The following is a 23,368-nucleotide window of genomic DNA, read 5'->3' on the forward strand; positions in this document are numbered from 1 at the left end:
ATCTTCGCATCGCATCAGGGAGCACCGTTGACGGATCGGCAGCAGGCAACGCCCGGCCAGACCCCTACCGAACCGTCATCCCAGCCCTCAGCCGCGCCCGAGCCCAGCGGCTACGCGGCCCAGCGACTGCACCTGCTCCGCGAGGACGGCCGGACCGGCGCGGTGCGCCGCTCCGCGCTCTCCGAGCTCACCGACCGCTGGCTCTCCGGCCTGTTCTCCACCGCGGCCGACGGTATGACCGGTGTCGCGCTGGTTGCCGTCGGCGGCTACGGGCGGGGCGAACTGTCCCCGCGCAGCGACCTGGACCTGGTGCTGCTCCACGACGGCGGCGCCAAGTCCGGCGTCGCCGCGCTGGCCGAGCAGCTCTGGTACCCGGTCTGGGACAACGGCATCGCCCTGGACCACTCCGTCCGCGACCTCTCCACCGCCCGCAAGGTGGCCGCCGACGATCTCAAGGTGCAGCTCGGCCTGCTCGACGCCCGCCATGTCGCGGGGGACCCGGGTCTCACCGCCGCCCTGCGTTCTGCGATCCTCGCCGACTGGCGGGCCGGCGCCGCCAAGCGCCTGCCCGAACTGCATGAGATGTGTCGCGAACGCGCGGAACGCCACGGCGAGTTGGCCTTCCTGCTGGAACCCGACCTGAAGGAGGCCCGCGGCGGTCTGCGTGATCTGACCGCGCTCGACGCGGTGGCCGCCTCCTGGATCGCCGACGCCCCGCGCACCGGGCTCGCCGAGGCGGGGGCCAGACTCCGCGACGTCCGCGACACCCTGCACCTGGTCACCGGACGCGCCACCGACCGGCTCAGCCTCCAGGAACAGGACGCGGTCGCCCTGGACCTCGGCGTCCTGGACGCCGACATCCTGCTGCGCCAGGTCTACGAGGCGGCCCGCACCGTCGCCTACGCCTCCGACGTCACCTGGCGCGAGGTGGACCGGGTGCTGCGCTCCCGCAGCGGCAGCAAGATCCGGCGCACGGTCCGCTTCGGCTTCGGCTCCAACGCCCCCGCCGCCCGCGGCGCCGTCGAGCGCAGCCCGCTCGCCGAGGGCGTGGTCGAGCAGGACGGCGAGGCGGTGCTCGCCCACGCCGCGCGCCCGGCGACCGATCCGGCGCTGCCGCTGCGCGCCGCCGCCGCTGCCGCCCAGGCCGGCCTGCCACTGGCGCCCTCCACGGTGCGCCGACTGGCCGCGGAGACCCGGCCGCTGCCGGTGCCCTGGCCCGACGAGGCCAGGGACCAGCTGATCACCCTGCTCGGCGCGGGCGAGAGCGCCGTCCCGGTCTGGGAGGCGCTGGAGGCCGAGGGCCTGATCGCCCGGCTGCTGCCGGACTGGGACCGGGTCCGCTGCCGTCCGCAGCGCAACGCCGTGCACCGCTGGACGGTGGACCGGCACCTGGTGGAGACGGCGGTGCAGGCGGCCGCGCTCACCCGCCGGGTGGCGCGTCCGGACCTGCTGCTGGTCGCCGCGCTGCTGCACGACATCGGCAAGGGCTGGCCCGGCGACCACTCCGAGGCCGGCGAGGTGATCACCCGCGATGTCGCGGTGCGGCTGGGTTTCCCCAAGCAGGACGTGGAGACGCTGGCGCTGCTGGTCCGTCACCACCTGCTGCTGGTGGAGACCGCGACCCGGCGGGACCTGGACGATCCGGCCACCGTCGCCGCGATCACCTCCGTGGTCGGCAGCACCGGCGCGCTGGAGCTGCTGCACGCCCTCACCGAGGCGGACGCGCTGGCGACCGGGCCCGCGGCCTGGAGCAGCTGGCGGGCCACCCTGGTCGCCGATCTGGCCGAGCGGGCCGCGGCCGCCCTGGCCGGCGACGGCGGCCACCTGGACACGGCCCCCGAGCCCTCGGCCGAGGAGGAGCGGCTGGCCGTCGAGGCGGCCCGCACCAACGGCCCGGTGCTCTCCGTCCATGCGGAGGCCGAACACCCGTCGGACCCGAGTGCCGAGCCGATGGGGGTCACGCTGACCCTGGCCCTGCACGACCGTCCCGGCGTGCTGCCGACGGTGGCCGGGGTGCTGGCCCTGCACCGGCTGACGGTCCGTTCGGCCGCGATCCGCGAGCTCGACCCGATAGGAGCAGGCGCGGTCCTGGCCCTGACCTGGCAGGTGGCCGCGGAGTACGGGGAGGTCCCGGAGGCGGCCAGGCTGCGGGCGGACATCCGGCGCGCCCTGGACGGCGGCATGGACGTCACCCGCCGGCTGGCGGAGCGCGACGCGGCCGCGCCGCGGCGCCGCGGTATCGCCGCCCCGCCGCCCCGGGTGACCGTCGCCAAGGGCGGCTCGGCCAGCGCCACCGTGCTGGAGGTCCGCGCCCATGACGCCCCCGGCCTGCTGCACCGCATCGGCCGCGCCCTGGAGGACACCGGCGTACGGGTCCGCAACGCGCGGATCTCCACGCTCGGCGCGGACGCCGTCGACGCCTTCTACGTGACCGGCCCCGACGACCTGCCGCTGCCGCCGTCCCGCGCCGTCGAGGTGGCCCGCTCCGTGGAGCGCGCGCTGTCCTGACTGCCGTCCCGTGGTTCCGGGGCAGTCGGGCCCGGCAGCTCCGCCCGTGTGCCGATCCGGCGCGCGGGCGCCCCCGCCCAGATCTCGAACGGCCCGGTGGAGGAGGTGAGCACCGCGTTGGCGCCCACCACGGTGCCGCGGCCGACGGTGAGCACGCCCTTCTTGCACAGCACCTTGGCGCCGGAGCACAGCACCGCGCCGTCCTCGACCACCACCCGCTCCATCAGGCTCTGCTCCTGCGGGACCCAGGGGTCGGCCCGGCCGATGGTGACCCCGTTGTAGAGGGTCACCCCGGCGCCGAGGGTGGTGAACGGGTGCAACACCGTGCCGAAGCCGCGGTGGAACACGATCAGACCGGGGCCGACCTCGGCGGCGGCGGGCACCTCCATCCCGTACAGGGCGAGGACTTCCTGGACGGCGCGGCGCAGCAGCGGATGGCGGCGGCGCTGGATCAGTGCGGCGACGAGCGACATGTGTCCATGCTGCGCACTCCGGGGCGGCGGCGGAGGCTGGACGCGCCGCTGTCAGCCCATCGGATGATCCCCCGTATCCCCCCGAAGACCCGAGACCGCCGGCCGCTGCGGATCGGATCCCGTCGGCCGAGGCCGAGGAGTGCGCGCGGGCGGATACCCTGGGGGCGACGACTCCATCCGTTCCCGAGCCACGAGGACCCGCGACCGACGTGTTCGACACCCTTTCCGACCGCCTCGCAGCGACGTTCAAGAACCTCCGCGGCAAGGGACGACTGTCCGAGGCGGACATCGACGCCACCTGCCGTGAGATCCGCATCGCTCTGCTGGAGGCGGACGTCGCGCTGCCCGCGGTGCGCGCGTTCATCAAGCAGGTCAAGGAGCGAGCCCTCGGCGCCGAGGTCTCCGGTGCGCTGAATCCGGCCCAGCAGGTCATCAAGATCGTCAACGATGAGCTGGTCAACATCCTCGGCGGTGAGACCCGTCGGCTGCGCTACGCCAAGACCGGCCCGACCGTGATCATGCTCGCGGGTCTCCAGGGCGCCGGTAAGACCACCCTGGCCGGAAAGCTGGGCTACTGGCTCAAGGAGCAGAAGCACACCCCGCTGCTGGTCGCCTGCGACCTGCAGCGCCCGAACGCGGTCACCCAGCTGAGCGTGGTCGCCGAGCGGGCCGGCGTCGCGATCTACGCACCCGAGCCGGGCAACGGCGTCGGCGACCCGGTCAAGGTCGCCAAGGACTCCATCGAGTACGCCAAGCAGAAGCAGTACGACGTGGTCGTCGTCGACACCGCCGGCCGCCTGGGCATCGACGCCGAGCTGATGCAGCAGGCCGCGGACATCCGCGCCGCGGTCAACCCGGACGAGGTCCTCTTCGTCGTCGACGCCATGATCGGCCAGGACGCGGTCACCACCGCCCAGGCCTTCCTCGAGGGCGTCGACTTCACCGGCGTGGTGCTCTCCAAGCTGGACGGCGACGCCCGGGGCGGCGCGGCGCTGTCGGTGGCGCACCTCACCGGTCGTCAGATCATGTTCGCCTCCAACGGCGAGAAGCTGACCGACTTCGACGCCTTCCACCCCGACCGGATGGCCTCGCGCATCCTCGGCATGGGCGACATCCTCAGCCTGATCGAGACCGCCGAGAAGACCTTCAGCCAGGACGAGGCCGCCAAGATGGCCTCCAAGCTGGCCAGCAAGGGCGGCAAGGAGTTCGGCCTCGGCGACTTCCTCTCCCAGCTGGAGCAGGTCTCCAAGATGGGCTCGCTGTCCAAGCTGCTCGGGATGATGCCCGGCATGGGGCAGATGCGCGAGCAGATCGCCAACATCGACGACCGGGACGTGGCCCGGGTCGGTGCGATCATCAAGTCGATGACCCCGGCCGAGCGGGACGACCCCAAGGTGATCAACGGCTCCCGCCGGGCCCGTATCGCCAAGGGCTCCGGAGTGCATGTCTCCGAGGTCAGCAGCCTGGTGGAGCGTTTCTTCGAGGCCCGCAAGATGATGTCGGCGATGGCCGGCGGCAAGGGCATCCCCGGGATGCCGGGCATGCCCGGCATGGGCGGCGGTGGTGCCCGCAAGGCCAAGCAGCAGAAGCAGGCCAAGGGGAAGCGCCAGTCCGGCAACCCGCTGAAGCGAGCGGCGGACCAGAAGGCCGCTCTCGAGCGCCGCGAGGCAGGCGACGCGTTCGGGATCGATGCGAGCCCGCAGAACTTCGAACTCCCGAAGGAGTTCAAGGACCTCCTGCCGCCGCAGTAGCCACCAGGGGGCCGGTGACCCGGCCCCCTGTGACAGCTCCGCATCGGCGGAAAAGGGCGCAACCGTCGCGTGTGGATCAACGATAATGCGGCTATGCGAGTTGCGATCCGTCCCCCGAAACTGTCCGACGCGGCCGTCTACGCCGCGGCCGTCCGCCGCTCCGCCGAGCACGTCGGCCGGTGGAACCCGGTCGAGCCGGACGGCCTGGTGGACCTGGTGCGCCGTCAGGGGGAGACGCTCCGTACCTTCCTCTTCTTCGACACCGAGGACGGCGGTCTGGCCGGCAGCTGCAATGTCGCCAACATCGTCAAGGGCCGCTTCTGCAACGCGAGCCTCGGCTACAACGCCTATCTCCCCTACAACGGCAGCGGCCGGACCACCGAGGGGATGCGGCTGGTGGTGGACCGCTGCTTCGCCCCGGAGAACGCCGGCGGGCTGGGCCTGCACCGGCTGGAGATCAACGTCCAGCCCGAGAACGAGCCCTCGATCCGGATGGCCAAGCGCCTCGGCTTCCGCCACGAGGGCTACACCCCGCGGATGCTCTTCCTCCAGGACGCCTGGCGCGACCACGAGCGCTTCGCGTTGACCGCCGAGGAGTGGCCCGGTATCTGACGGGGGATCAGCGGGCGTGAGCGGTGGTGGCCCACCGGATACCATCCCCCGCCTCCCCGAACCCGCGTAGCGGGTATCAGGGGCGCGAGGAACTGCGCGACCAGCCACGCACTACCCGCACGCTCCGACGCACCGCCCCCGAGTGGCTACCGCACCCGCTCCGCCAACGTGTACCGAAAAACGTTCAACATCCGCACCGACCCGTCCCCCCGCCGATACGGATGCAGCGCCTCCGTCACCTCCTTCTCCACCTGCCGCAGCCCGGAGTACTCCGCCGCCGCGTCGAACACACCCATCGACAGCAGCCCCCGCACCGCGCTCTCCAGGTCCGGATACGCGAACGGGCACAGCACCCGCCCGCCGCCGCCCAGGCGCAACCCGGCCCGCGCGACCATCCGCTCCACCGCGCCCGGCTCGCTGAGCGCGAACGGCGCGTACGGCGCCCGCCGCAGCGGATCGGCCAGCCGCCGGGCCACCCGCAGGACCCCCGCGCTCTCGCACCGCTCCGGCGGACCCCAGGTGGCCAGTGCCACATGCCCCCCGGGCAGGGTGAGCCGGGCCGCGTCACGGACCAGGGCCAGCGGATCGGCCGTGCAGGAGAGGTGCTCGAAGGCCGTCACCAGGGAGTGCGCCGGGGGCTTCGCCCCGAGGCCGCCCTCCGGGGCGAGCTCCCGGTAGACATCGCTCATCACCCGCAGCGAACGGTCCTGGGCCAGCGACCGCAACTCGGCCTCCGGTTCCAGGCCGACGACCTCGGCCCCCCGCCCGGCGGCCAGCAGCAACGCCAGCCCCGAGCGGCAGCCGAGCCCGAGCACGCTGGTCGCGGGACCCACTTCCAGCCGCTCGTACACCGCCTCGTACAGCGGTACGAGCATGCGTTCCTGGATCTCCGCCCAGTCCCGCGCCCGCTGACGCGCCCGGGTGCGCTCGGGCACCGAGCCGTTCGCCACGCCACTCGCCACTGATACGGAAGCCATCATTCAGGCTCCTTCGATCGGGCCTGCCGCGAGGCGTGAGGGTCGCCCCGCGCTTGGTCTCGCCGGGGAGTGGTCATGATCACGCCGTCATGATCACACAGAGTCTCCGACTGACTACAGCCAACTCCGCCGACGCCCCGGAGTCCAGAGCACGCGGGTATTGACTCCAAGATTCCGGCACTTACCCTCAGGCGATGACGGGATTACGGGTCGAGCCCGTGCGCCCCGTACGATTCGCCCATGGCAAAGGCTCCCGTTCTCACCCCCCAGGCGGACGATTTTCCCCGCTGGTACCAGGATCTGATCAACAAGGCCGAGCTGGCCGACAACGGTCCGGTGCGCGGCACCATGGTCATCCGACCGTACGGCTACGCGCTGTGGGAGCGGATGCAGCAGGAGATGGACGCGCGCATCAAGAAGGCGGGCGCGCAGAACGCCTACTTCCCGATGTTCATCCCGCAGTCCTACCTCACCCGCGAGGCCGACCACGTCGAGGGCTTCGCGCCCGAGCTCGCCGTGGTCACCCACGGCGGCGGCAAGGAGCTCGACGAGCCGGTCGTGGTCCGGCCCACCTCCGAGACGATCATCAACGAGTACTTCTCGAAGTGGGTGCAGAGCCACCGCGACCTCCCGCTGCTGATCAACCAGTGGGCCAACGTCGTCCGCTGGGAGCTGCGCCCCCGCATCTTCCTGCGCACCACCGAGTTCCTCTGGCAGGAGGGCCACACCGCCCACGCCACCTACGAGGACGCCCGCGCCTACGCCTCGCACATCCACACCGAGGTCTACGGCGACTTCATGACCAACGTCCTCGGCATCGACGTGGTGCTGGGCCGCAAGACCGCCAAGGAGCGCTTCGCCGGCGCGATCAACACCCTCACCCTTGAGTCGATGATGGGCGACGGCAAGGCGCTGCAGATGGGTACCAGCCATGAGCTGGGCCAGAACTTCGCCAAGGCGTTCAACACCCAGTACCTCTCCAACGGCTCGGAGCGGGAGTACGTCTGGCAGACCTCCTGGGGCACCTCGACCCGGATGGTCGGCGGCCTGATCATGTCCCACGGCGACGACAACGGCCTGCGGGTCCCGCCGCGACTGGCGGCCACCCAGGTGGTCGTGCTGGCGATCAAGGGTGACGACGCGGTCATCGCCAAGGTCCGCGAGATCGGCTCGGCGCTGGAGGCCGCCGGGGTCCGCGTGGTCGTGGACGACCGCACCGACACCCCCTTCGGCCGCCGCGCCGTGGACTGGGAGCTCAAGGGCGTCCCGGTCCGCATCGAGGTCGGCCCGCGCGACCTGGAGAACGGGACGGCCATGCTGGCCCGCCGCATCGCCGGCGGCAAGGAGCCGGTCTCGGTGGACGCCCTGTCGGCGCTGGTCCCCGGCATCCTGGAGGAGGACCAGGCGCTGCTGCTGCGCCAGTCCCGCGAGCGCCGGGAGTCGCGCACGGTCGAGGTGAAGAGCATCGAGGAGGCCGCCGAAGCGGCGGCCACCGGCTGGGGCCGGATCTCCTGGGCCGAGCTCGGCCCCGAGGGCGAGCGCAAGCTGGCCGAGCAGGGCGTGTCGGTCCGCTGCATCGTCGCCGAGGACGGTTCGGTGCCGGCCGCGGACGACCAGCCGGGCAATGTCGCCATCGTGGCCCGCGCCTACTGAGGGCGATTCGTCTCGCCTGCTGAGACTTCGGCAAGCCGATTTACGTAGTCCAACCGGTCCGCCGCTTCCCCGCGAAGTGGCGGACCGGTCACTCACTTCTGCATGTCCGCGTTCAAGTTGCCTACCTGACCAGCAAGATGACTGACCGTCAGGGTTCCGCTGCGGATTGCTCGGGGAGCGCTCCCAGGCCAGTGACCCAAGCGTGTCCAGGACAATGCGCATTCACCGGAACATCGCGGGGTGCTCCCTCGTTGGCGTAGCGTGAGCACGACACAACAACCACTGGTCCTCGCGGCCGAGCTGGCCCTCGCCTGGGGCGACATCCAGCGCCACCACTCCGACCTGCCCAGCCTCGCAGCCCCGGAATCGCTGATCGGCGAATCCTCTTCGGCTTGCGGCACTGAACTGGGCTTTGAGCGACTGCTCCACGAGGCCGCCCACGGCCTGGCCGCCGCGCGCGGCATCCGCGACACCTCGCGGGCAGGGCGCTACCACAACCGCCGATTCCTGGCCCTCGCCGACGAGCTCGGCCTGGACCACTCGGCGGACCCCCATCCCAGCAGCGGGTTCTCCCTGGTCACGATGCGGCCGGAGACGCGTGAGCTGTACTCCGGCACCATCGAGCGGCTGCAGCTCGCCCTGGGCGCGCACGCCGCCGCGACCAGCGGTCCGGTGCTGGACCGGGCCCGCAACTTCCGCGGCCCCGCCACCAGGCACGGCTCCTCCGGGGGCGGTGTGCGGGTGAAGGCGGTCTGCGACTGCGGGCGCAACGTCCGGGTGGTGCCGTCGGTGCTGTCCCAGGCCGCGATCGTCTGCGGAGCCTGCGGCCAGCCGTTCCGGATCGCCGAGGTCACACCCCGGGGCTGAGGCTTCCGGAAGTAGCTGCGGGCGGTACCGGCGGTAAGCCGGTCCGCCGCGCTATGGCACAATGGACAGCTGAGTACTCGGCAGCCGAGCAGGACCCCTCTCTCCTCCGGCTGACGTGTCCGTCGAGCAGCCTGCAGCCGCAACCCCACGTGGAATGCGCGGCTGCTCACCCACGTCAAATCCAGGAGAACCACTCCCGTGGCAGTCAAGATCAAGCTGAAGCGTCTCGGTAAGATTCGCTCCCCGCACTACCGCATCGTCGTCGCCGACGCCCGCACCAAGCGTGACGGTCGCGCGATCGAGGAGATCGGCATCTACCAGCCGACCTACGACCCCTCGATCATCAAGGTCGACAGCGAGCGCGCGCAGTACTGGCTGGGTGTCGGCGCGCAGCCGACCGAGGCCGTCCTCGCGATCCTCAAGCTGACCGGTGACTGGCAGCAGTTCAAGGGCCTGCCGGCCCCGGCGCCGCTCAAGGTCGCCGAGCCCAAGGTCACCGACTTCTCGCACCTGTTCGCGAAGGCTGTCGCCGGCTTCGAGGACTCCACCACCGGTGTGGCCATCACCCCGAAGGCCAAGAAGTCGGACAAGAAGGACGAGGCCGCCGCCGAGTCCGACGCTGCTCCGGCCACCGAGTCCTGATCATGCTCGAGGAAGCCCTCGAGCACCTGGTGAAGGGCATCGTCGAGAATCCGGACGAGGTCCAGGTGCGTTCGCGAGAACTGCGCCGGGGCCGCATCCTCGAGGTGCGGGTGCACCCCGAGGACCTCGGCAAGGTCATCGGCCGGGGCGGCCGTACCGCGCGTGCTCTGCGCACCGTGGTCACCGCCCTCGGCGGTCGCAGCGTCCGCGTCGACCTGGTCGACGTCGACGGCGTGCGATAGGCACAGGGCACCACTCGGGGCCGGTCAGGACATCGTCCTGACCGGCCCCGAGGCTTTTCCCCTTCTTTTCTTCCGCCCGTACTCAGGAGAACGATCACCGTGCAGCTCGTCGTCGGCCGGATCGGCCGCGCCCATGGCATCAAGGGCCAGGTAACGGTGGAGGTGCGCACCGACGAGCCCGAACTGCGGCTCGCCCCCGGCGCTGTGCTGCTGACCGAGCCGGCCTCGGCCGGACCGCTCACCGTCGCCGACGGGCGGGTGCACAGCGGACGGCTGCTGCTCCACTTCAAGGGGGTCGACGACCGCAACGGCGCCGAGGCCCTGCGCGGCACCATGCTGATCGCCGAGATCGACCCCGAGGAGCGGCCGGAGGACCCGGACGAGTACTACGACCACCAGCTGATCGGCCTGGCCGTGGTCCTCGCCGACGGCACCCCGGTCGGCGAACTCACCGAGATCGCGCACCTGCCCTCGCAGGAGCTGCTGACCGTCAAGCGCCCGGACGGCTCCGAGGTGCTGGTGCCCTTCGTCACCGAGATCGTCCCCGAGATCGACATGGAGCGGCGGCGCATCGTGCTGACCCCGCCCCCGGGCCTGATCAACACGGACGAGGCCGAGGTCGCCACCGCCCGCGACGACGCCGAAGCCTCCGAGTAGGGCGACCGCCGTGCGCATCGACGTCGTCACGATCTTCCCCGAGTACCTCGAACCGCTGAACGTCTCCCTGGTCGGCAAGGCCCGCGCCCGCGGCCAACTGGACGTCCGGCTGCACGAACTGCGCGAGCACACCAGCGATGTGCACCGCACCGTGGACGACTCACCGTACGGGGGCGGCCCCGGCATGGTGATGAAACCCGAGCCCTGGGCCGCCGCGCTGGAGGGCGTGGTCGCCTCGGCCCGTCCCGAGGACGGTCCGGCGCCGACGCTGGTGGTGCCCACCCCCAGCGGCCGGCCCTTCACCCAGGAGCTGGCCCAGGACCTGGCCGGACGCCCCTGGCTGGCCTTCGCCCCGGCCCGCTACGAGGGCATCGACCGCCGGGTGGTCGAGGCCGCCGCCGAGACCATGCCGGTGGTCGAGGTCTCCATCGGCGACTATGTGCTGGCCGGCGGCGAGGTCGCGGTGCTGGTGATCGTCGAGGCGGTGGCCCGACTGTTGCCCGGCGTCCTCGGCAATGCCGAGTCGCACCAGGACGACTCCTTCGCGCCGGGGCGGATGACCGACCTGCTGGAGGGTCCGGTGTACACCAAGCCCGCCGAGTGGCGCGGCCGCGCGGTCCCCGAGGTGCTGCTCAGCGGCAACCACGGGAAGATCGCCCGATGGCGCCGGGAGCAGGCCTTCGCCCGCACCCTGGCCATGCGTCCGGACCTGGTGGAACGCTGGGAGCGCGGCGACATGGACAAGCACGACCTGCGGGCGCTGGAGGCGATGGGGCTGCGCTGGAGCGAGGCCGACGGCCGATTTCTCCGCACCCCCGACAGTGTGGAACAATAGGCAATTGCTGCCTGTCCTCGGCCGACCCGCCAGTTGTAGCGGTCGGCCCGGTGCCCCTGCCACGGGGGAGACACCGCCAACCGAGCGGCACACAGCACAACCTTTCCACACGATTTCCGTGGGTGGCCCGTGGCGCCTGCGATGGAGACACATCATGAGCAACCTGCTCACCGCTGTCGACGCGGCTTCGCTGCGTACCGACATCCCCGCGTTCCGCGCCGGTGACACCGTCAACGTGCACGTCCGCGTCATCGAGGGCAACCGCTCCCGTGTCCAGCAGTTCAAGGGCGTCGTCATCCGCCGCCAGGGCGACGGCATCCGCGAGACCTTCACGGTCCGCAAGGTCAGCTTCAACGTCGGCGTGGAGCGCACCTTCCCGGTGCACACCCCGATCGTCGAGAAGATCGAGGTCGTGACCCGCGGCGCGGTCCGTCGCGCCAAGCTGTACTACCTCCGTGACCTGCGCGGCAAGGCCGCGAAGATCAAGGAGAAGCGCGACCGCTGAGTCTCCCTCATACCGTGGTGCCCTAGGCTGCTACGGCGATGGAGACCCAAGAAGCACCCGAGGACCGCGACTGCGCCTCCGACCCTGATGGTTCGGAGGCCCGGCCGCGGTCCTCTGCTGTGCGCGGAGTGCTGCGGGACGCCGCCCTGCTGGCCGTGGTCTGCGCCGTGGTGCTGTTCCTGGTGAACATGTTCGTGGCCACGCCGTTCGGGATTCCCAGCGGCTCCATGGAGGGCACCCTGCGGGTCGGCGACCGGGTGGTGGTCGACAAGGCGGTGTACCGCTTCGGCAGCCCCCAGCGCGGTGACGTGGTGGTCTTCGACGGCCGCGGCTCCTTCGTCGACGATGGAGCCGCGGTCGGCGGCGACGCCAACGGCAACGACTTCGTGAAGCGGGTGATCGGCGTCGCCGGCGACACGGTGATCTGCTGCGACAGCAGGGGACGGCTGAGCGTCGACGGGGTGCCGCTGGACGAGAGCGGGTACCTCTACCCGGGTGACGCTCCCTCACAGGTGCCGTTCTCGATCAAGGTGCCGGCCGGGCGGCTGTTCGTGCTGGGCGACCACCGCTCCGATTCCAGTGACTCGCGCGACCACCTCGGGGACCCCGGCGGCGGATTCGTTCCTGTCGACAAAGTGATTGGGCGGGTCGACTGGGTAGTCTTCCCCGTCGGACACTGGCGTGCGGTGGACCGTCCCGCGGCGTTCACAGCGCTGGCGTCGGAATTGCGGAAGGGCGCCGGTCATGGGCAGCAGGGGTAAGAACAGGCCGGCGAGGCTGGAGCCGGCTCCGGTCGTCGGCGTCGCCGGCAGCAGTCGTGCGGGCCGGGGGCGGGCCGAGCGCCGTCGCGCCGCCAAACGCGCCAAGCGCCGCCGCAAGCGCTCGCTGCTGCGCGAGATACCCCTGATCATCGTCGTCGCCCTGGTGATAACCCTGGGCCTGCAGACCTTCTTCGTCCAGGTGTTCTCGATCCCCTCCGGATCGATGCAGACCACCATCGGGATCGGCGACCGGGTGGTCGTCAACAAGCTCTCGCCCTGGTTCGGGGCCAAGCCCCAGCGCGGCGAGGTGGTGGTCTTCAAGGACCCGAACAACTGGCTGAAGGACGACCCGGTGCCCAAGAGCGGCCCGGTGCTGACCGCGGTGAAGAACGTGTTCACCTTCGTGGGCCTGCTGCCCTCGGACCGGGATCTGATCAAGCGGGTCATCGGCGTACCCGGCGACACCGTCGCCTGCTGCGACACCAAGGGGCGGGTGACCGTGAACGGCACCGCGCTGAACGAGCCCTACATCTTCGCCGGCAACGTCCCCTCCCGGATCACCTTCAAGGTGACCGTCCCGGCCGGGAAGCTCTGGGTGATGGGCGACCACCGGGACATCTCGGCGGACTCGCGGTTTCACATGACCGATCCCGGCGGAGGCTTCGTCCCGGAGTCGGACGTGGTGGGCCGCGCCGTCGCGGTGATCTGGCCGGTCTCGCACTGGCGGACCCTGCCGGTGCAGTCGCTGCCGGTGACGTCCACGACCGCGGCCGCCCCCGGGTCCGGTCAAAGTCTTCGTCAAGTATCGTCCGCAGCAGTGTCCGGACCGCTTCTCGGGGAACTTCCGCTCGTTATGGGTTTGGCTGCGACTGTGCCCCGCTTTCCGGGGCGCCGCCGCGGCCGCACCCGGCCCGAGCGGTGACGGGTTCGGTTCAGCGATACGCGTGGGCACGACCGCCCGCCCGGTGACATGAGGAGACGACGTGGGGGAGCCGGTCTTGCCCGAAGGACCGCTAGGGATCGGTGCCCGCGCGGGTGTCGGCGAGCCCAAGGAATCAGCGGCCACTACCGTTGGGTCCGTGGACGACACCGGACGTGGAGACGCGGGCAGCGATCAGACCGCAGGAGCGGCGGACCCTCACGGGGACGGCGCGGACGATCTGTTGGACAGCGATACAGGACGGGAGCCAGGACCGCTCAAGGCGGGAAAGCAGAAGAAGCAGCGCTCCTTCTGGAAGGAGCTGCCGATTCTCGTCGTGGTGGCGCTGGTCCTGGCGCTGCTCATCAAGACCTTCCTGGTCCAGGCCTTCTCCATTCCGTCGGGATCCATGGAGAACACGCTGCGGATCAACGACCGGGTGCTGGTGGACAAACTCACCCCGCACTTCGGCAGCAAGCCCTCGCGCGGAGAGGTCGTCGTCTTCCACGACCCGGGCAACTGGCTCTCTGACGAGCCGACCCAGCAGCAGAGCGGCAACTCGCTGATCCGCGGTGTCCAGGACGTCTTCAGCTGGATCGGCCTGATGCCGTCCGCCAATGAGAAGGACCTGATCAAGCGGGTCATCGCGGTCGGCGGAGACACCGTCAGCTGCAAGGGCACCGGCCCGGTGTACGTCAACGGCAAGCCGCTCGACGAGCCCTACATCTACCCCGGCGCCACCGCCTGCGGCGACAAGAACTTCGGCCCGCTGAAGGTGCCCGCCGACTCGATCTGGGTGATGGGCGACCACCGCAACGACTCGCTGGACTCCCGGTACCACATGGACGAGCCCGGTGGCGGCTCGGTGCCCGACTCCGACGTCGTCGGCCGTGCCTTCACCATCGCCTGGCCGATCTCGCACTGGGCGACCCTGCCCATCCCGTCGACCTTCACCCAGTCCGGCATCAGCACCCAGGCCGGCGCCCTGCTGGTGAACGAGCCGGCTCTGGCCGGACTGATCGGCGCCGTCCCGCTGACCTACCTCCAGCGCCGGATCCGACTGCGCCGGCGCCGTACACAGGACTGACTCACACCGGACTGATCGCCGGCAGCCCTTGCGAAGGCCGCGGTACCGACCAGTAATCTGCTGGGACGTCCTGCGGCCTTCCGCTTGTACGTCTGGTACGGGTGGTTCGGGCAACAAGGCTGGGGAGCGGCGACATGGCGGTACGGCGGCTGCGGGTCGAGGGGGTGCTGCAGGGCATCGGCATCACCGTCGGCCTGCTCGGGCTGATCGGTGGGTTCGTGCTGCTGGCGGTCCAGTACCGGCCCTACTCGGTGCCCACGGACTCGATGGCGCCGACGGTGCAGCCCGGCGACACCGTGCTGGCGCACCCGGTCAAGGGCAGCCAGATCGGGCGCGGCGACGTCATCGTCTTCAGCGACCCGCTCTGGGGGACCTCGGCGATGGTCAAGCGGGTGATCGGCGTCGGCGGCGACACCGTCGCCTGCTGCGACTCCGCGGGCCGCACCACGGTCAACGGGCAGCCGGTCAGCGAGTCCTACGTCAACACCTCCAGCACGAGTGCGGTGCTGCTTGGGGACAAGGTGTTCAGCGCCAAGGTCCCGGCCGGCCGGCTGTTCCTGATGGGGGACAACCGCTCGGTCTCCCTGGACTCGCGCTCCCATCTGGAGATCACCGAGGGGACCATCCCCGAATCCGAGGTCAAGGCCAGGGTCGAGGGCACGGTCTGGCCGCTGTCGACGGCCAGGAGCATAAGCCGCACCACCGCTTTCGACGCGCTGCCGGGACCCCGGGCCACCGCGCACGGCCCGTTGGCCGCGCTGGAGTGGACGGTCGTCGGCGGTGCCGCGCTGGTGTTGTTGAGCGCGGCGGCGGGTACCGTCGTGGGACAGCTGCGACGCCGATCTTCCCAGCGGGCCCGCAGCTCCTGACCGTGAGGAGGCAGATGGTGGAGGTGCCGCGCCGCAGGGCGGCCCGGGTGTTGCTGCTGGACCCTGCGGAAAGGATCCTGCTGCTGCACGGCTTCGACCCGCTGGTGCCGGGGCGCACCTGGTGGTTCACCCCCGGTGGCGGAGTGGAGGGCGAGGAGGACCTGACCGACACCGCCCGGCGCGAGGTCGCCGAGGAGACCGGGATCACCGACATCGCGCTGGGACCGCTGGTGGCCCGGCGTTCCAGCGCCTTCAGCTTCGACGGGCGCAGCTTCGACCAGGACGAGTGGTACTACCTGGCCAGGACCGGCACCACGGCGCTGGACGCCTCGGGCCAGACCGAGCTGGAGCTGCGCACCGTGGACGAACTGCGGTGGTGGTCGCTGCCGGAACTGCTGGCCACCACCGAGACCGTCTACCCGGAGGGCCTGGGGCCGCTGCTGGCCTCACTGCTCGCCGCCGGGCCGTCGGACCGCCCGGTCCGGCTCCCGGGTCCCACCCCGTGGTCCACAATGGACGAACGTACGCACAGCTGAGGGGAACGTGGGGATGAGTGCCGAGGACCTCGAGAAGTACGAAACCGAGATGGAGCTCAAGCTCTACCGGGAGTACCGCGATGTCGTCGGGCTGTTCAAGTTCGTGATCGAGACCGAGCGGCGCTTCTACCTCACCAATGACTACGAGCTGAATGTTCGCTCGGATCAGGGCGAGGTGTTCTTCGAGGTGTCCATGGCTGACGCCTGGGTCTGGGACATGTACCGACCGGCCCGCTTCGTCCGCAAGGTCAGGGTGCTGACCTTCAAGGACGTGAATGTCGAGGAGCTGGCCAAGAGCGATCTGGAACTCCCCTCCGACGAGTCCGGTTTCGGCCCCTGAGGGTCGGTCCGTCCCGTCTTTCGTCAATGCTCCGCCGCCCGGTTCACCCTTCCGGGCGGCGGAGTTTTTCACACCCCCCGAGTTGTCCCCAGGCTGAGGACCGCCCCTGGCCCGGCGCCCCCGGAACCGGCAGATTGCCGAGCGGAGGTGATCGTGATGACCGCACGCACACAGGCCCTGGGCCGCTACGGCGAGAACGCCGCAGCGCGCGCCCTCGCCGCTGCCGGGCTCACCGTGCTGGACCGCAACTGGCGCTGCCGCGAGGGCGAGCTGGACATCGTCGCCATGGACGGCGACACCCTCGCCGTCTGCGAGGTCAAGACCCGCAGCGAGCGCGGCTTCCAGAGCCCGGCCGAGGCGGTCGACCAGACCAAGGCGAACCGGCTGCTCCTGCTCGCGGAACGCTGGCTGGCCGAGCGCTGGAAGGCCCCGACGCCCCCGGGCGGGGTGCGGATCGACCTGGTCAGCGTGGTGCACACGCCGCGCGGCGCGGCCCGGGTCGACCACATCCCCGGGGCGGTGGGCTGAGATGACGTTCGCCCACACCGGGTCGGTGGCCCTGCTCGGGGTGGACGGCGTCGTCGTCGAGGTCCAGGCCGACCTGGAGCCCGGCGTCGCCGCGTTCACCATCGTCGGATTGCCGGACAAGGCCCTCAGCGAAGCCAAGGACCGGGTCAGGGCGGCGGTGGTGAACTCGGGGGAGAAGTGGCCCCAGCGCAAGCTCACCGTGGGCCTCTCGCCCGCCTCGGTGCCCAAGAGCGGCAGCGGCTTCGACCTGGCCATCGCCTGCGCCGTGCTCGCCGCCGCCGATGTGCTCGACCCCGCCGCCATCGCCAAACTGCTGCTCATCGGCGAGCTGGGCCTGGACGGCCGGGTCCGCCCGGTCCGCGGGGTGCTGCCCGCGGTCCTCGCCGCCGCCGACGCCGGATACGAGCGGGTGGTGGTGCCCATGCAGACCGCGGCCGAGGCCTCGCTGGTCCCCGGGATGAGCGTGCTGGGCGTCCGCACCCTGGCCCAGCTGCTCGGCCTGCTCACCGGTCGCCTCCCGGCCGAGGAGGAGCTCTCCGACAGCGGCGTCGTCGGCGCCGAGCGCCCGGACAACGCCCTGGCCGGGCTGTCCCTCCCCGGCCTCGGCGTCCGCAGCCGCTCCGCCGACGAGCCCGACCACCGCGACCTCGCGGACATCGCCGGACAGTACGAGGCCCGCCGCGCCCTGGAGATCGCCGCCGCCGGCGGCCACCACATCTATTTGAAAGGCCCGCCGGGAGCCGGAAAGACCATGCTGGCCGAGCGCCTTCCCGGCATCCTGCCGCCACTCACCCAGCAGGAGGCACTGGAGGTCACCGCCGTGCACTCGGTCGCGGGCCTGCTCCCGGCCGGACAGCCGCTGGTCAGCGCGGCCCCCTACTGCGCCCCGCACCACTCCACCACCATGCCCGCGATCATCGGCGGCGGCAGCGGGCTGCCCCGGCCCGGGGCTGTGTCGCTGGCCCACCGCGGTGTTCTCTTCCTCGACGAGGCCCCGGAATTTCCGGTCCGGGTCCTGGACGCACTGCGCCAGCCGCTGGAGTCCGGCGAGGTGGTGGTGGCGCGCTCGGCGGGGTCGCTGCGGCTGCCCGCCCGGTTTCTGCTGATGCTGGCGGCCAACCCCTGCCCGTGCGGCCGCTGGTCCCGCCGGGGCGAGGGGTGCGACTGCACCGCCACCATGGTCAGCCGGTACCAGGGGCGACTGTCGGGGCCGCTGCTGGACCGGGTGGACCTGCGCGTCGAGGTGGACGCGGTGACCAGGGTCGAGCTCATGGAACGCGACACCACCGCGGAGAGCACCGCCACCGTCGCCGCCCGGGTGCTCGCGGCCCGGGACCGCGCCGCGGCCAGGCTCCGGGACACGCCCTGGCGCACCAATGGCGAGGTCCCCGGCCATGAGCTGCGCACCCGCTGGCGGCTCGCAATCGGCGCGCTGAAGGACGCCGAGCGGGACATGGAGCGCGGCCTGCTCACCGCCCGCGGCCTGGACCGGGTGCTGCGGGTCGCCTGGACCGCCGCGGACCTGGCCGGCCTGGACCGCCCGGAACGGGACGAGGTCCGTACCGCCCTCGCCCTGCGCAGCGGCTTCAGCCGCGGCCTGCCCCGTTGACCAACCGGATCGGAGACCGGCCGTGCTGACCGACACCCGCGCGGACGTCCGCGTCGTCCCCGAGGCCGAGCGGCTGGCCCGGGCCGCCCTGTGCCGCATCGTCGAACCCGGAGACGAGGCCGTCGGCCTGCTGCTGGAGCGGCACGGGCCGGTCGAGACGGCCGAGCGCCTCAGCCGGGGCCGCGACCTCCCGGCCTCCCTCGGTCGCCGCAGCGAGGGCTACCAGGCCCGTGCGACCGGCGTCGATCCGGCCGCCGACCTGGACCGGGCTCGACACCTCGGCGCCCGGCTGGTCTGCCCGGGGGACGAGGACTGGCCCTCCCAGCTGGACGACCTCGGTCCGGCCCGCCCGATCGCGCTCTGGGTACGCGGGGGCGCCTCGCTGCGGCTGCTCGCCCTGCGCTCGGTCGCCGTCGTCGGGGCCAGGGCGTGCACCGGCTACGGCACCCATGTGGCCACCTCGCTCAGCGCCGATCTCGCCGACGCGGCCTGGGTCGTCGTGTCCGGCGGCGCCTACGGGATCGACGCGGCGGCCCATCGCGGCGCACTCGCCGCGACCGGGATCACCATCGGCGTGCTCGCCTGCGGTGTGGACCAGGTCTATCCGCGTGGCCACGGCGCGCTGCTGACCCGGATCGCGGACCAGGGGCTGCTGCTCAGCGAGCTTCCGCTCGGCGCCCACCCCACCAAGCCCCGCTTTCTGCTGCGCAACCGCGTCATCGCCGCGCTGACCCGCGGCACGGTGGTGGTGGAGGCGGCCCGGCGCAGCGGCGCCCTGAGCACCGCGCGCCGCGCCCGCGATCTCAACCGGCTGGTGATGGCGGTGCCGGGCCCGGTCACGTCGGAGCTCTCGGTCGGGGCGCACGCACTGGTCCGCGCCGGGGCGGCGCTGGTGACCGATGCCGCCGAAGTCATCGAGCAGGTAGGCGGAATCGGCGTCGACCTGGCCCCGACGCGCCGGGGGCCGACGATTCCGCTCGACACCATCGGCGGGGAGGCGCTCCTGGTCCTGGAGGCGATCCCGGCCGGTCCCACCGGCGCGCCGGTGGAGCAACTGGTCCGCGGCGCGGGGCTGTCGCCCGACACCGTGCTGCACAGGCTCTACGAGCTCGGCTCGCTGGGCCTGGTGGAGCGGCAGGGCTCGCACTGGCGACTGGCGTGAGCGCCCCGACGCGTTCCTGAATGTCAGCTGGGACCCACCTGATCGAGCGAGTGCCCGTTGTGGATAGCACTCAGAGAGCGTCCGGTCACGCTACGCTCACAACCGCTCGGCTGAACGGGGCCGATGGATCAGCAGAACGGCACAAGACAACGAATGCCCACGTACTCGAACTTCCCTGGGGACGAACCGCTCACCACCGACCAGCGCCCGGCGCCGGTGCGCACACGGCGGGCGGCATCCCATGCGGAGGCCCACAACGAGTGCATCCCCGGAGCCCGTTCGGCCACGGCGGCATCCCCCACCCCGCCGCCCGCCACCCCACCCGCCGCCTCGCCCTCTGCCTTGCCGCCCGCCTTGCCCGCCGCCCCGCCGACGGCAATCGCCCCCGTCCTGGCGGCCGTCCCCGCCGCTCCGGTGGTGGCGAAGCTCCCCACACAGAGCGCGGCCGACCAGCCGCGGCGAGCAATCGACGCGCTGTGGCGCGCCTACAAGGCGTACGGCGATCCGCGGCTCCGCGAGCAGTTGATCCTGCACTACTCGCCGCTGGTGAAGTACGTGGCCGGCCGGGTCAGCGTAGGACTGCCGGCCAACGTGGAACAGGCCGACTTCGTCTCCTCCGGGGTCTTCGGACTCATCGACGCCATCGAGAAGTTCGACCCGGAACGCGCCATCAAGTTCGAGACGTACGCCATCAGCCGGATCCGCGGCGCGATCATCGACGAACTCCGCGCCCTGGACTGGATTCCCCGTTCCGTCCGGCAGAAGGCCAGAGCGGTCGAACGCGCCTACGCCACGCTGGAGGTCGCCCTCCGACGCACCCCGAACGACCCCGAGGTGGCGGCGGAGATGGGAATCCCGCTGGACGATCTCCACACCATCTTCAGTCAGTTGTCCCTGGCCAATGTCGTCGCCCTCGACGAGCTGATGCACGGTGGCGGCGAGGGCAGCGATCGGGTCAGCCTGCTCGACACCCTGGAGGACCCCGCCGCGGACAACCCGGTGGAGGTCGCCGAGAGCCGGGAGCTGAGACGGCTGCTCGCGCGCGCCATCAATACCCTCCCGGACCGGGAGAAGACCGTGGTCAGCCTCTACTACTACGAGGGATTGACGCTGGCCGAGATCGGCCAGGTGCTCGGGGTCACCGAGAGCCGGGTCAGCCAGATCCACACCAAGGCCGTGCTCCAACTACGCGCCAAACTCTCCGACGCCCGTTGACGGCCGCAGCCGCAGCCACAGCCACAACAGCCTCTGCCGCCACGGCCACCCGCGCCGACGGGTCGGTCTAAGCTGTCGCCGTGCCGAAGATCCGAGCCGCCACCCTCGCCGAGCATCGTCGACTGCAGCGTGACGCCCTGCTGGAGGCTGCCCGCGCGCTGCTCTCCGATGGCGGCATGGAGGCGCTGACCTTCCCCGCGCTCGCGGCCAGGACGGGTCTGGCCCGCTCCTCGGTGTACGAGTACTTCCGCTCGCGCGCCGCCGTGGTCGAGGAGCTCTGCGCGGTGGACTTCCCCGCCTGGTCCGCGGAGATCGTCGACGCGGTGGCCCTCGCCGACACCCCGGCCGGGCGGGTCGAGGCCTATGTCCGCGCCCAGTTGGCGCTCGCCGGGGATCCCCGGCACCGGGCCCTGGCCGCGATCTCGGCCGGTGAGCTGGACGACGCCGCCCGCGAGCGGATCCGCGCCTCGCACGGCCAGTTCGTCGCCCTGGTCGTCAGCGCACTGGCCGAACTCGGGCATCCCCAGCCCGGATTGACCGCCTCCCTGGTCCAGGGCATCGTCCAGGCCGCGGTCAAGCGACTGGAGCTGGGCGCGGCCGAGGATCCCGGAGCCATCACCGAGGCCGCCGTCGCCCTGGTGCTGCGCGGTGTCACGGAGGCACCGGCGGCCTGAGCACGCGACAGCGGCAGCAGCCTGGCCCGCCCTGGACCCACCAGCGCCAGTGGATCCAGGTAGCGGTGCCCCCGCAGCAGTCCCCAGTGCAGACAGCTCACCGGGCAGTGACCCGCAGCGCCGCCGACCGGTCCGGCGGTGACCCTCCCGACCACCGAGCCGGCCGCCACCGCGGCACCCCGCTCGACATCCGCCGCCACCGGCTGGAAGGTCGTCCGCAACGGGGGATCACCGCTGCCCGACAGGCTGATCGCGACCACCCCCGTTCCGGCGACCACCCCCGCGAAGGAGACCGTCCCGCCCCGGACGGCCCGCACCGCCGTCCCCACCGGCGCCGCCAGATCCACCCCGCGGTGACCGGGCAGCCAGGGCGACGGCGGTGGATCGAACCGCCGCAGCACCTGGGCCAGTGAGCCCCCGGTGGGCAGCCTCGGCGACGGCGGGGCGCCGCCTGCCGCGAGCGCCCGCTGACCCGGCGGGCCCACCACGGTCATGGCGAGCCACAGCAGCAGCCCGAGGAGCAGCAACAGCCGCCTGCCGTCGGGCGACGGGGGACGTGTGGTGCAGCCGAGAAGAGAGGTCATGCGGGTGACTCTCCTCGCCCGCAGCGCAGGAAACAGCGCCCCCACCGTCCCCTGTGGACAACCCGGGGGGTGTGCAGAACCCGCTCACCCGCAAGGGTGACCAGGGGTCGGCGGCGGCCCCGGACAGCGGAGGTCGCCCGGCGTCCGACGATTCCCGTACACTTCACTCGCGGCCCAGCGTGCTGGGTCGACTTCGCACGCCCCGCCACCGGTGCCTCGGTCAGTCCCCCGCCCGGTGAAGTGCCACTCGGTCCATCACGGTCCGGCACGGTCGGGGCGTCAGGCGCGGCGGCCTCCCGGCCGGCGCGGAAACCGAGAAACCTAGGAGTACGGCCATGGCCGTCGTCACGATGCGGGAGCTGCTGGAAAGCGGCGTCCACTTCGGTCACCAGACCCGTCGTTGGAACCCGAAGATGAAGCGCTTCATCTTCACGGAGCGCAACGGCATCTACATCATCGACCTGCTGCAGTCGCTGAACTACATCGACCGCGCCTACGAGTTCGTCAAGGAGACCGTTGCCCACGGCGGCAGCGTCCTCTTCGTCGGCACCAAGAAGCAGGCGCAGGAGGCCATCGCCGAGCAGGCCACCCGCGTGGGCATGCCCTACGTTAACCAGCGCTGGCTCGGCGGCATGCTGACCAACTTCCAGACCGTCTACAAGCGCCTTCAGCGGATGAAGGAGCTCGGCGAGATCGACTTCACGGATGTGGCCGCCTCCGGCCTCACCAAGAAGGAGCTCCTGGTCCTCGAGCGCGAGCACACCAAGCTCGAGAAGACCCTCGGCGGTATCCGCGACATGCAGCGCGTGCCCTCCGCCGTGTGGATCGTCGACACCAAGAAGGAGCACATCGCCGTCGGTGAGGCGCGCAAGCTCCGCATCCCGGTCGTCGCGATCCTCGACACCAACTGTGACCCCGACGAGGTCGACTACAAGATCCCCGGCAACGACGACGCCATCCGCTCGGTCACCCTGCTGACCCGCGTGATCGCCGACGCCGTGGCCGAGGGCCTGATGGCCCGTTCCGGTGCCGCCAAGGGCGACGCCAAGGTCGAGACCGGCGCCGACCAGCCGCTGGCCGACTGGGAGCGCGAGCTGCTCGTCGAGGGCGAGAAGAAGGCCGACGAGGCCCCCGTCGTCGCCGAGGCCGCCGCTGAGGCCCCGGTCGCCGAGGCTGCCGCCGTCGAGGCTCCGGCCGAGGCTGCTGCCGCCGTCGAGGCGCCCGCCGAGGCTGCTGCCGAGGCCCCCGCCGCCGAGGCCGAGGCCGAGCAGGCCTGACGACTTCAGGGCGAGGGGTACGGCGGCGACCGCCGGCGTGCCCCTCGCATCGTGTCCGGCGGCCGGGCTCCGGGCCAAGGGCCCA

24 protein-coding genes and 1 pseudogene are annotated in these 23,368 nt (G+C 71.7%); 22 read left to right on the top strand and 3 right to left on the bottom strand.

Going from position 1 to position 23,368, the window contains the following annotated elements:
* Window positions 1-126 precede the first annotated feature (126 nt).
* Window positions 127-2,508: a [protein-PII] uridylyltransferase gene (locus tag ABH941_RS21320; protein WP_370131033.1), complete on the top strand. Its 2,382-nt coding sequence runs from the start codon at window positions 127-129 to the stop codon at window positions 2,506-2,508.
* On the opposite strand, the gene ABH941_RS21325 is transcribed toward ABH941_RS21320, so the two are convergent.
* Window positions 2,424-2,981 carry a hypothetical protein gene (locus tag ABH941_RS21325; protein WP_370130997.1) on the bottom strand — a complete coding sequence of 186 codons (558 nt, stop codon included), beginning with the start codon at window positions 2,979-2,981 and terminating at the stop codon, window positions 2,424-2,426. The two genes, ABH941_RS21320 and ABH941_RS21325, sit on opposite strands and share 85 nt — an antisense overlap.
* 209 nt (window positions 2,982-3,190) lie before the next feature.
* On the opposite strand from ABH941_RS21325, the gene ffh reads away from it, so the two are divergent.
* Both ffh and ABH941_RS21335 read left to right on the top strand, forming a co-directional pair.
* Window positions 3,191-4,732 carry a signal recognition particle protein gene (gene ffh / locus ABH941_RS21330; RefSeq protein WP_370130998.1) on the top strand — a complete coding sequence of 514 codons (1,542 nt, stop codon included), beginning with the start codon at window positions 3,191-3,193 and terminating at the stop codon, window positions 4,730-4,732.
* Between the two features lie 93 nt (window positions 4,733-4,825).
* Entirely contained in the window at window positions 4,826-5,344 is a 519-nt protein-coding gene (locus tag ABH941_RS21335; RefSeq protein WP_370130999.1) for a GNAT family N-acetyltransferase, read from the top strand.
* Between the two features lie 146 nt (window positions 5,345-5,490).
* Here ABH941_RS21335 and ABH941_RS21340 read toward each other — a convergent pair whose 3' ends face one another.
* Entirely contained in the window at window positions 5,491-6,321 is an 831-nt protein-coding gene (locus tag ABH941_RS21340) for a class I SAM-dependent methyltransferase (RefSeq protein WP_134000484.1), read from the bottom strand.
* Between the two features lie 240 nt (window positions 6,322-6,561).
* Between ABH941_RS21340 and proS the strand changes: the two genes are divergently transcribed.
* The 18 genes from proS to ABH941_RS21430 all read left to right on the top strand — a co-directional run bounded on the left by proS (window position 6,562) and on the right by ABH941_RS21430 (window position 21,422).
* Window positions 6,562-7,974 (top strand): proline--tRNA ligase, encoded by a 1,413-nt coding sequence (proS, locus tag ABH941_RS21345; protein ID WP_370131000.1) that lies wholly within the window; start codon window positions 6,562-6,564, stop codon window positions 7,972-7,974.
* Between the two features lie 261 nt (window positions 7,975-8,235).
* Window positions 8,236-8,841 (top strand): hypothetical protein, encoded by a 606-nt coding sequence (locus ABH941_RS21350; RefSeq protein ID WP_370131001.1) that lies wholly within the window; start codon window positions 8,236-8,238, stop codon window positions 8,839-8,841.
* Window positions 8,842-9,039: 198 nt separating this feature from the next.
* Entirely contained in the window at window positions 9,040-9,483 is a 444-nt protein-coding gene (gene rpsP / locus ABH941_RS21355) for a 30S ribosomal protein S16 (protein ID WP_030263863.1), read from the top strand.
* Between the two features lie 2 nt (window positions 9,484-9,485).
* Window positions 9,486-9,725: an RNA-binding protein gene (locus tag ABH941_RS21360; RefSeq protein WP_030263860.1), complete on the top strand. Its 240-nt coding sequence runs from the start codon at window positions 9,486-9,488 to the stop codon at window positions 9,723-9,725.
* A gap of 99 nt (window positions 9,726-9,824) precedes the next feature.
* A complete protein-coding gene (rimM, locus tag ABH941_RS21365) occupies window positions 9,825-10,382 on the top strand; it encodes a ribosome maturation factor RimM (RefSeq protein WP_370131002.1) in 558 nt (185 codons plus the stop codon).
* Window positions 10,383-10,392: 10 nt separating this feature from the next.
* The gene (trmD, locus tag ABH941_RS21370) at window positions 10,393-11,217 is read left to right on the top strand and encodes a tRNA (guanosine(37)-N1)-methyltransferase TrmD (RefSeq protein ID WP_370131003.1); all 825 of its coding nucleotides are present in this window, start codon (window positions 10,393-10,395) and stop codon (window positions 11,215-11,217) included.
* 154 nt (window positions 11,218-11,371) lie between these two features.
* Window positions 11,372-11,722: a 50S ribosomal protein L19 gene (gene rplS, locus ABH941_RS21375; protein ID WP_030263853.1), complete on the top strand. Its 351-nt coding sequence runs from the start codon at window positions 11,372-11,374 to the stop codon at window positions 11,720-11,722.
* Window positions 11,723-11,760: 38 nt separating this feature from the next.
* Complete coding sequence (gene lepB, locus ABH941_RS21380) at window positions 11,761-12,483, top strand: signal peptidase I (RefSeq protein WP_370131004.1); 723 nt, start codon at window positions 11,761-11,763, stop codon at window positions 12,481-12,483.
* Window positions 12,467-13,405 (top strand): signal peptidase I, encoded by a 939-nt coding sequence (gene lepB, locus ABH941_RS21385; RefSeq protein WP_370131005.1) that lies wholly within the window; start codon window positions 12,467-12,469, stop codon window positions 13,403-13,405. The genes lepB (ABH941_RS21380) and lepB (ABH941_RS21385) overlap by 17 nt, the downstream gene beginning before the upstream one ends.
* A 157-nt stretch (window positions 13,406-13,562) precedes the next feature.
* Window positions 13,563-14,489, top strand: a complete 927-nt coding sequence (gene lepB, locus ABH941_RS21390) for a signal peptidase I (protein ID WP_370131006.1) — start codon at window positions 13,563-13,565, stop codon at window positions 14,487-14,489.
* 134 nt (window positions 14,490-14,623) lie between these two features.
* Window positions 14,624-15,358: a signal peptidase I gene (gene lepB / locus ABH941_RS21395; RefSeq protein WP_370131007.1), complete on the top strand. Its 735-nt coding sequence runs from the start codon at window positions 14,624-14,626 to the stop codon at window positions 15,356-15,358.
* A 14-nt stretch (window positions 15,359-15,372) separates the two neighbouring features.
* Window positions 15,373-15,894, top strand: a complete 522-nt coding sequence (locus ABH941_RS21400) for an NUDIX hydrolase (RefSeq protein ID WP_370131008.1) — start codon at window positions 15,373-15,375, stop codon at window positions 15,892-15,894.
* Between the two features lie 13 nt (window positions 15,895-15,907).
* Window positions 15,908-16,234 (top strand): DUF2469 domain-containing protein, encoded by a 327-nt coding sequence (locus ABH941_RS21405; protein ID WP_370131010.1) that lies wholly within the window; start codon window positions 15,908-15,910, stop codon window positions 16,232-16,234.
* A 156-nt stretch (window positions 16,235-16,390) separates the two neighbouring features.
* On the top strand, window positions 16,391-16,762 hold the full coding sequence (locus ABH941_RS21410; protein ID WP_370131011.1) for a YraN family protein: 372 nt from the start codon (window positions 16,391-16,393) through the stop codon (window positions 16,760-16,762).
* Between the two features lies 1 nt (window position 16,763).
* Window positions 16,764-18,371, top strand: a complete 1,608-nt coding sequence (locus ABH941_RS21415; protein ID WP_370131012.1) for a YifB family Mg chelatase-like AAA ATPase — start codon at window positions 16,764-16,766, stop codon at window positions 18,369-18,371.
* A 22-nt stretch (window positions 18,372-18,393) separates the two neighbouring features.
* Window positions 18,394-19,533, top strand: a complete 1,140-nt coding sequence (dprA, locus tag ABH941_RS21420; RefSeq protein WP_370131013.1) for a DNA-processing protein DprA — start codon at window positions 18,394-18,396, stop codon at window positions 19,531-19,533.
* 414 nt (window positions 19,534-19,947) lie between these two features.
* The gene (gene whiG / locus ABH941_RS21425) at window positions 19,948-20,748 is read left to right on the top strand and encodes an RNA polymerase sigma factor WhiG (protein WP_370131034.1); all 801 of its coding nucleotides are present in this window, start codon (window positions 19,948-19,950) and stop codon (window positions 20,746-20,748) included.
* Between the two features lie 80 nt (window positions 20,749-20,828).
* Window positions 20,829-21,422 (top strand): TetR/AcrR family transcriptional regulator, encoded by a 594-nt coding sequence (locus ABH941_RS21430; protein WP_370131014.1) that lies wholly within the window; start codon window positions 20,829-20,831, stop codon window positions 21,420-21,422.
* 110 nt (window positions 21,423-21,532) lie between these two features.
* On the opposite strand, the pseudogene ABH941_RS21435 reads toward ABH941_RS21430, so the two are convergent.
* Window positions 21,533-22,006, bottom strand: a pseudogene (locus tag ABH941_RS21435) (peptidoglycan DD-metalloendopeptidase family protein); the annotation flags it as partial.
* Between the two features lie 335 nt (window positions 22,007-22,341).
* On the opposite strand from ABH941_RS21435, the gene rpsB reads away from it, so the two are divergent.
* The gene (gene rpsB, locus ABH941_RS21440) at window positions 22,342-23,283 is read left to right on the top strand and encodes a 30S ribosomal protein S2 (protein ID WP_370131015.1); all 942 of its coding nucleotides are present in this window, start codon (window positions 22,342-22,344) and stop codon (window positions 23,281-23,283) included.
* Window positions 23,284-23,368: the final 85 nt, after the last annotated feature.

It is taken from the genome of Streptacidiphilus sp. EB103A (assembly GCF_041261405.1).
In the GTDB taxonomy this organism is placed as follows: domain Bacteria; phylum Actinomycetota; class Actinomycetes; order Streptomycetales; family Streptomycetaceae; genus Streptacidiphilus.

Bases quoted from the DNA above. Each gene is read 5' to 3' on its own strand.
- lepB (WP_370131007.1), top strand. From the start codon at position 14,624: ATGGCGGTACGGCGGCTGCGGGTCGAGGGGGTGCTGCAGGGCATCGGC.
- lepB (WP_370131004.1), top strand. From the start codon at position 11,761: ATGGAGACCCAAGAAGCACCCGAGGACCGCGACTGCGCCTCCGACCCT.
- ABH941_RS21415 (WP_370131012.1), top strand. From the start codon at position 16,764: ATGACGTTCGCCCACACCGGGTCGGTGGCCCTGCTCGGGGTGGACGGC.
- rpsB (WP_370131015.1), top strand. From the start codon at position 22,342: ATGGCCGTCGTCACGATGCGGGAGCTGCTGGAAAGCGGCGTCCACTTC.
- proS (WP_370131000.1), top strand. From the start codon at position 6,562: ATGGCAAAGGCTCCCGTTCTCACCCCCCAGGCGGACGATTTTCCCCGC.
- rplS (WP_030263853.1), top strand. From the start codon at position 11,372: ATGAGCAACCTGCTCACCGCTGTCGACGCGGCTTCGCTGCGTACCGAC.
- lepB (WP_370131005.1), top strand. From the start codon at position 12,467: ATGGGCAGCAGGGGTAAGAACAGGCCGGCGAGGCTGGAGCCGGCTCCG.
- ABH941_RS21405 (WP_370131010.1), top strand. From the start codon at position 15,908: ATGAGTGCCGAGGACCTCGAGAAGTACGAAACCGAGATGGAGCTCAAG.
- ABH941_RS21340 (WP_134000484.1), bottom strand. From the start codon at position 6,321: ATGGCTTCCGTATCAGTGGCGAGTGGCGTGGCGAACGGCTCGGTGCCC.
- ABH941_RS21400 (WP_370131008.1), top strand. From the start codon at position 15,373: ATGGTGGAGGTGCCGCGCCGCAGGGCGGCCCGGGTGTTGCTGCTGGAC.
- ABH941_RS21360 (WP_030263860.1), top strand. From the start codon at position 9,486: ATGCTCGAGGAAGCCCTCGAGCACCTGGTGAAGGGCATCGTCGAGAAT.
- ABH941_RS21335 (WP_370130999.1), top strand. From the start codon at position 4,826: ATGCGAGTTGCGATCCGTCCCCCGAAACTGTCCGACGCGGCCGTCTAC.
- ABH941_RS21410 (WP_370131011.1), top strand. From the start codon at position 16,391: ATGACCGCACGCACACAGGCCCTGGGCCGCTACGGCGAGAACGCCGCA.
- ABH941_RS21325 (WP_370130997.1), bottom strand. From the start codon at position 2,981: ATGTCGCTCGTCGCCGCACTGATCCAGCGCCGCCGCCATCCGCTGCTG.